Consider the following 6,305-nt stretch of genomic DNA (forward strand, 5'->3'; position numbering starts at 1 on the left):
CAATAAATCCGGACAACGCTTGCCACCTACGTATTACCGCGGCTGCTGGCACGTAGTTAGCCGTGGCTTTCTGGTTAGATACCGTCAGGGGATGAGCAGTTACTCTCATCCTTATTCTTCTCTAACAACAGAGTTTTACGATCCGAAAACCTTCTTCACTCACGCGGCATTGCTCCGTCAGACTTTCGTCCATTGCGGAAGATTCCCTACTGCTGCCTCCCGTAGGAGTCTGGGCCGTGTCTCAGTCCCAGTGTGGCCGATCACCCTCTCAGGTCGGCTACGTATCATCGCCTTGGTGAGCCATTACCTCACCAACTAGCTAATACGCCGCGGGTCCATCCATAAGCGGTAGCCGAAGCCACCTTTCTTCCATTCGTCAGGAGACGATTAGAAATATGCGGTATTAGCATCCGTTTCCGAATGTTATCCCCCTCTTATGGGCAGGTTACCCACGTGTTACTCACCCGTCCGCCACTCTTTAACTTCGATGGGTGCAAGCACCCGATGAAGTTAAAGCGTTCGACTTGCATGTATTAGGCATGCCGCCAGCGTTCGTCCTGAGCCAGGATCAAACTCTCATATAAAATGATGCTTGAAGCTCATTATTGAATTGCTAGCGAATAATTATTCACTATTTTGTTACTGTTGACTCAGCACTGCTGAGTCACCCTCACATTTGGTTCGTCTTACTTTGTTTAGTTTTCAAAGGTCTAAAGCTTGCTGTGTCAGTTCTTGACAACTTCTAAATTATAGCAGTTGGTTTTTAACTTGTCAACAAGTTTTTGATAAATATTTTTTTAATTGAATATTTATCCATTTGTCAGCTCGTGTAACTCATGAGGACTTAAATAGATTAACATATTTTATTACGCTTTGTCAACATTATTTTTACAATAATTTTTCGACAACTATTAGGTCTATCACTTATTTCTCTTAGCGACATCAATTACTATAACAAGTTTTTTACGACTGGTCAATAAAAAGATATTGTTTTTTTTACTTTTTTTTCAAAAGCGTATAATTTATCATTTTGTTGCATTTTAATCTGTATTACTTCTAAATGAAACAAACAAAATGAACGATCTATAAAAATACATTTTATATAATCGTTCGTTTTTCGAAAATTCAGTTTAAGTTATATTGATACAAATTAAAGTCACTTATTTGTTCTCCAGCGTTAAAATCTTCTTTACACTTGATGAATTCAAATTTCTCTTTAAGATATAACTGGTTTAAAAAAACATTACTGGCAATGCAATCTAACCGGATACCCTTTTTATGTTCGCTTTCAGCGTACTCTTTTGCTGCATTGATCATCAAATGTGAAATTCCTTTTCCAGCTTTATCTCTTTTTATATTTAAACGATGAAGATAGTAAAAGTCACCACTTGTATTTTCTCCCCATAAAGCAGTATCCCACTCACTTTGATTGTCCCATAATATAAACATCCCAGCTAATTCATTATTCAGTGTTCCATAGAATACTTCTCCTCTATCAATTGCACTTGCTGTATCATGATTATCTTTACCATCTAATATTCCATTCCATTGTAGCGAACCTTTAGCTTTTAACCATAGTGCCGTTTCTCTAAGTAATGCATCAATCATTTTAACATCTTTAGGTTTTGCTTGGTGAAGCGCAAAAATATCACTCATGTTTTACTCCTTTCTTCTATATAGATAGTTGAATACCATAATAGAAGACAATTTTTAGTTATTAGCATACTTTACTACAAAAGTTGTTTATCATTCAATACTAATTGACACCTAAAACCTGAAGTTTATTATGATTTAGTATAAATTGGCTAAAAAGATTATAAACTTTGTATTTCGGAATATTTAATCTTCATTAGAGATTTTCTCTTTAGTAGCATCACTAATGTCAGGATTATCGATCCTTTTTTAGTTGTATTTTAACTGATTTTTGCTTTAACACTGTTATTTTAACTCCTACCTTGATTCTCTTTTAGAATTTTACTATTAGACTCCAATCTCTAACTGCTAATCCAGCGACAAAGATTTAACAATTAGCTTCTTATTATTTAAGCCTAACTATAAAAAAACATCCTAGACAAAAGTGTCTAAGATGTTTTTTTATAGTTGTTACTTTATTCTCGATTGATTATAGACGTGCGTTTAATTCTTTAGCTAATTCTTCAAATCCTGGTTTTCCTAGTAAAGCGAACATATTTTTCTTGTAAGCTTCAACACCTGGTTGGTCAAATGGGTTAACACCATTTAAGTAACCAGATACACCGATTGCGATTTCGAAGAAGTACATCATGTAACCTAATGTGTAAGCATCTTGTTGAGGAATTGTTACGATTAGGTTAGGTACATCTCCATCAGTATGAGCCAATAAAGTTCCTTGGAATGCTTTCGTATTTACGTAGTCGATACCTTTTCCTTCTAAATAACCTAAGCCATCTAGATCTTCTTCAGTAGAAGGAATAGCAATATCAAATTTTGGTTTATCTACTTTAATAACCGTTTCAAAGATATTACGTTGTCCTTCTTGGATGTATTGTCCCATTGAGTGAAGGTCAGTTGAGAAGTTTACACTTGAAGGGTAGATCCCTTTTTGGTCTTTTCCTTCTGATTCTCCAGCTAATTGTTTCCACCATTCAGAGAAGTATTGCAATGACGGTTCGTAGTTTACTAAAATTTCCGTTGTTTTTCCTTTACGATAGAAAACATTACGTAATACTGCATATTGATAAGCAGCATTTTCTTCGATTTTATCACTTGAAAATGCAACTGATGCATCTGCTGCACCTTTCATCAATTGATCAATGTCTGCTCCACTTGCTGCAATCGGCAATAAACCTACTGCTGTCAATACAGAGAAACGTCCGCCAACATCATCAGGAATGATGAATGATTCATAGCCTTGTGCATTTGCTTCTTGTTTTAAAGCTCCGCGTTCTTTATCTGTAGTAGCATAAATACGTGATTTAGCTTCTTCCGCACCATATTTCTTTTCTAATAATTCTTTAAATACTCTAAACGCAATAGCCGGTTCAGTTGTTGTACCAGATTTAGAAATAATATTTACTGAGAAATCACGGTCTCCAATTGCTTCAATCAAATTATGCAAATAACTTGAACTAATGCTATTTCCAGCAAAAAGAACTTGTGGAGCTTTACGCGTTTCTTTATCAAGTAAATTAACAAAAGAATGATTTAAGAAATCAATTGCAGCTTTTGAACCTAAATAAGATCCTCCAATTCCAATAACAACAAGAACTTCTGAATCGTTTTGGATTTTCTTAGCTGCTTCTTTGATACGAGCAAATTCTTCTTTATCATAATTTGTTGGTAAATCGATCCAACCTAGGTATTCATTACCTGCTCCAGTCCCTTTACGTAACATTTCATCAGCAGTTGTGACCTGTTGTTGTAAGTTCGTAATTTCATGTGGTTGTACAAATTTTTCAACATTTGAATAATCAAATTTAATATGACCCACGTAAACCCCTCCAATTAATTGTTTTAAAGAATAAAAAAGCTATCTTCATACTAGTTAACTTTAGTTGTTTTAATGGAAAAAAGCAAGCAAAAACGGCATTTCTTATTCAAGAAATGCCGTTAAAGAATGATTTTATTTAAATTGTGGTACCCCTGAAATTTCCCATTTTTCTAACGTTTTTGTTAATTCATCAGAATGCAGCCAAGATAAAGAATTATCGTTGTTTTCAGTTAGAAGTCTATGATCAACTTCAACATCTAGAAATTCAAAAACAAATAACGGAATCCGGTTATCATTCACTACTGCATTTGTCAGTTCATATAGTTTTAAATCAGATGCTTCGATTGGTAAGATTGTTTTTAATTTATCTATTATACTTGCTAAACCTGTTTTAGTGTCATTGATTTCAGTGGTAGTGAAAAAATCCATTTCAGTTTCTTTTTTTACCAAAAAAACATATTTTCCCTCTGGTCCTTTTGCCATTATCGTCCCAGCTACCAATCTTTTTTCTGTCATTAGTTTACACCTCTGGTATAGTTTTAAGCGCATTTGTTTTGTGTATAGTAGGCCAATTCTCTTTTTTAAAACATCATTCTATTTTTTTCATCTTCTTTTGCTTCTTCAATCCAATTGGGGATTGCTTCTTTTATTGTACTAAAGCCTAACTTTCCGACTTTTTCATGATGTTGTCGTCTCTTCTTAGGGTGATATTGAAATGTTGTACTTTCTTCTAATGCTCTTAATGATAAGCTGATTTTTTTTGTGTATTCATCAATATCTAGCACCATCACTTCAATTTCATTTCCCACTGCTAGTACTTCACTTAAGTCTTTAACAAAACCATGCTTGCATTCTGAGATATGGATAAGCCCTTGTGTTTCTTCATCAAGAGAAACAAAAGCACCATAAGGTTGAATTCCAGTAATTTTGCCTTTAATGACCATGCCAATTTTATAATTCATACTATCTCCTCACTTACCCATTTCTTAAGTATTTTTTTGCTAGTTTTATTTTAGCACAAATAACAATGTAACATATTCAGAATACGTTTTCATTTTAACGTTACTTTAATTTTTTTATCATCCTTAGCGAGAAATAGATATCTATTTTGTTTACTAGTATAATTAATGAAACGATTATGACTATTTTTTTGACTGGAGGAATTGGTATATGAACCTAAATTTTGATGAACTCATTGATCGAAATGGACAAAATAGCATTAAATGGGGTTATTCAAAAAAATTATTTGGTGAAGGCGATATTCTACCTATGTGGGTAGCCGATATGGACTTTGCCAACGCACCGATAATTTTAGATGTGCTAAAAAAATTAGTGGACCACCGTATTTTAGGTTACGCTTATCCTCCTGACTCACTTTACCAGGCCATTATAGACTGGCAAAAAGATCGCCATCATTTGCAATTAACCGCTCATGATATTTTATTTTCCCCTGGAGTTGTTCCAAGTATCGCTTTATTGATCCAAACGTTCACAAAAGAACAAGATGCAGTGCTTATTCATGACCCCGTCTACACACCTTTCGAGCAAATGGTAACCCTAAATAACCGACGAGTAATTCGGTCTCCTTTAACTATTGAAGAGGGTTTATTTAAAATGGATTTTACCATTATGGAACAGCAATTCAAACAAGAAAGAGTAAAATTAGTTCTATTAAGTAACCCGCAAAATCCTGGCGGGCGCGTTTGGACAAAGCAAGAACTCAGCCAGTTAGCCAATCTTTGCCAAAAATATCAGGTCCTTTTATGTAGCGATGAAATACATGGCGATTTAGTCTATCAGCCTGAAGACTTTGTTTCCGTTGCGAGCATCAATGAACAGTACAAAGAATTCGTCATCACTCTCACTGCAGCTACCAAAACATTTAATTTAGCAGGCATTAAAAACTCTATGATTTTCGTACAGAACGAAACTTTGCGAAATGCATTGATACAAGCACAAGCAAAGACCGAACAAAACAGCATCAATACATTTGGCTATGCTGCTACGGAAGCTGCTTTTGCGTCAGGCGGACCTTGGTTAGAAGAACTTTTAGCTTATTTAAACGTTAATTTAGAAACCATTTGTGCTTTTTTTGATACTGAATTGCCTGATGTTCCTTATATGAAACCACAAGGAACTTATCTGTTCTGGTTCGATTGCTCGTCTCTAGACCTTCCTGTTGATCAACTGACCAATCATTTTGCACAAGTTGGTAAAATCGGTTTAAATGCCGGTTCTGATTATGGTCCTGCCGGAAATCAGTTTATGCGTTTAAATTTCGCTGCTCCTCATGCAATGGTTATAGAAAGTTTAAAACGCATAAAATATGCTTTTGACAATCCGGTTGGCTAATTGCCCAATAAAAAAATGATGACTGAGAGAACTCAATCATCATTTTTTATTAATAAGCTAACGACATTTGTTCTAGCTTATTCTTTTTTATTAACCTAAGACGATACTTTCAATAACAATATCGTTTACAGGTTTGTCTTGAGGTCCGCGTTTAACATTTTGGATGCTTTCTACAACGTCCATTCCTTCAATCACATGACCAAATACAGTATGACGGTTGTCTAACCAAGGTGTTCCACCGTTTGTTTTGTATGCTTCAACAACTTCAGAAGCATATCCAGCAGCTTCAAGTTGACTGATCATATTTGCCGGTGTTTGAGAAGCTGATACGATAAAGAATTGGCTTCCATTTGTATTTGGACCAGCATTAGCCATTGAAAGAGCACCTTTAAGGTTAAATGCTTTATCTGAGAATTCATCTTCAAAAGAATTTCCCCAAATACTTTCTCCGCCCATACCTGTTCCGGTTGGGTCTCCACCTTGA

General features: G+C 35.1%; 6 protein-coding genes and 1 rRNA gene. 1 reads left to right on the forward strand and 6 read right to left on the reverse strand.

The window, feature by feature from the left end; translation table 11 throughout:
• The 5 genes from CAT7_RS11725 to yugI form a co-directional block, all read right to left on the reverse strand.
• Window positions 1–584 (reverse strand): 16S ribosomal RNA (locus CAT7_RS11725); the annotation flags it as partial.
• Between the two features lie 541 nt (window positions 585–1,125).
• A complete protein-coding gene (locus CAT7_RS11730) occupies window positions 1,126–1,656 on the reverse strand; it encodes a GNAT family N-acetyltransferase (protein WP_007725860.1) in 531 nt (176 codons plus the stop codon).
• A gap of 466 nt (window positions 1,657–2,122) precedes the next feature.
• Window positions 2,123–3,469 carry a glucose-6-phosphate isomerase gene (locus CAT7_RS11735; RefSeq protein WP_007725862.1) on the reverse strand — a complete coding sequence of 449 codons (1,347 nt, stop codon included), beginning with the start codon at window positions 3,467–3,469 and terminating at the stop codon, window positions 2,123–2,125.
• A 132-nt stretch (window positions 3,470–3,601) separates the two neighbouring features.
• A complete protein-coding gene (locus CAT7_RS11740) occupies window positions 3,602–3,985 on the reverse strand; it encodes a hypothetical protein (protein ID WP_007725864.1) in 384 nt (127 codons plus the stop codon).
• Window positions 3,986–4,050: 65 nt separating this feature from the next.
• Entirely contained in the window at window positions 4,051–4,431 is a 381-nt protein-coding gene (gene yugI, locus CAT7_RS11745; RefSeq protein ID WP_007725865.1) for a S1 domain-containing post-transcriptional regulator GSP13, read from the reverse strand.
• A gap of 208 nt (window positions 4,432–4,639) precedes the next feature.
• Here yugI and CAT7_RS11750 point away from each other — a divergent pair, with 208 nt between their 5' ends.
• A complete protein-coding gene (locus tag CAT7_RS11750; RefSeq protein WP_007725867.1) occupies window positions 4,640–5,821 on the forward strand; it encodes a MalY/PatB family protein in 1,182 nt (393 codons plus the stop codon).
• Between the two features lie 90 nt (window positions 5,822–5,911).
• Here the strand turns inward: CAT7_RS11750 and CAT7_RS11755 are convergent.
• Window positions 5,912–6,305, reverse strand: a 394-nt coding sequence (locus tag CAT7_RS11755; RefSeq protein ID WP_007725869.1) for a peptidylprolyl isomerase, incomplete at its 5' end; no start/stop codon positions are given.

Origin of the sequence: Carnobacterium sp. AT7 (assembly GCF_000171855.1) — a bacterium.
Classification (GTDB): domain Bacteria; phylum Bacillota; class Bacilli; order Lactobacillales; family Carnobacteriaceae; genus Carnobacterium_B; species Carnobacterium_B jeotgali.

Coding starts and splice junctions, on each gene's coding strand:
- CAT7_RS11730 (WP_007725860.1), bottom strand. CDS start 1,656: ATGAGTGATATTTTTGCGCTTCACCAAGCAAAACCTAAAGATGTTAAA.
- CAT7_RS11740 (WP_007725864.1), bottom strand. CDS start 3,985: ATGACAGAAAAAAGATTGGTAGCTGGGACGATAATGGCAAAAGGACCA.
- yugI (WP_007725865.1), bottom strand. CDS start 4,431: ATGAATTATAAAATTGGCATGGTCATTAAAGGCAAAATTACTGGAATT.
- CAT7_RS11750 (WP_007725867.1), top strand. CDS start 4,640: ATGAACCTAAATTTTGATGAACTCATTGATCGAAATGGACAAAATAGC.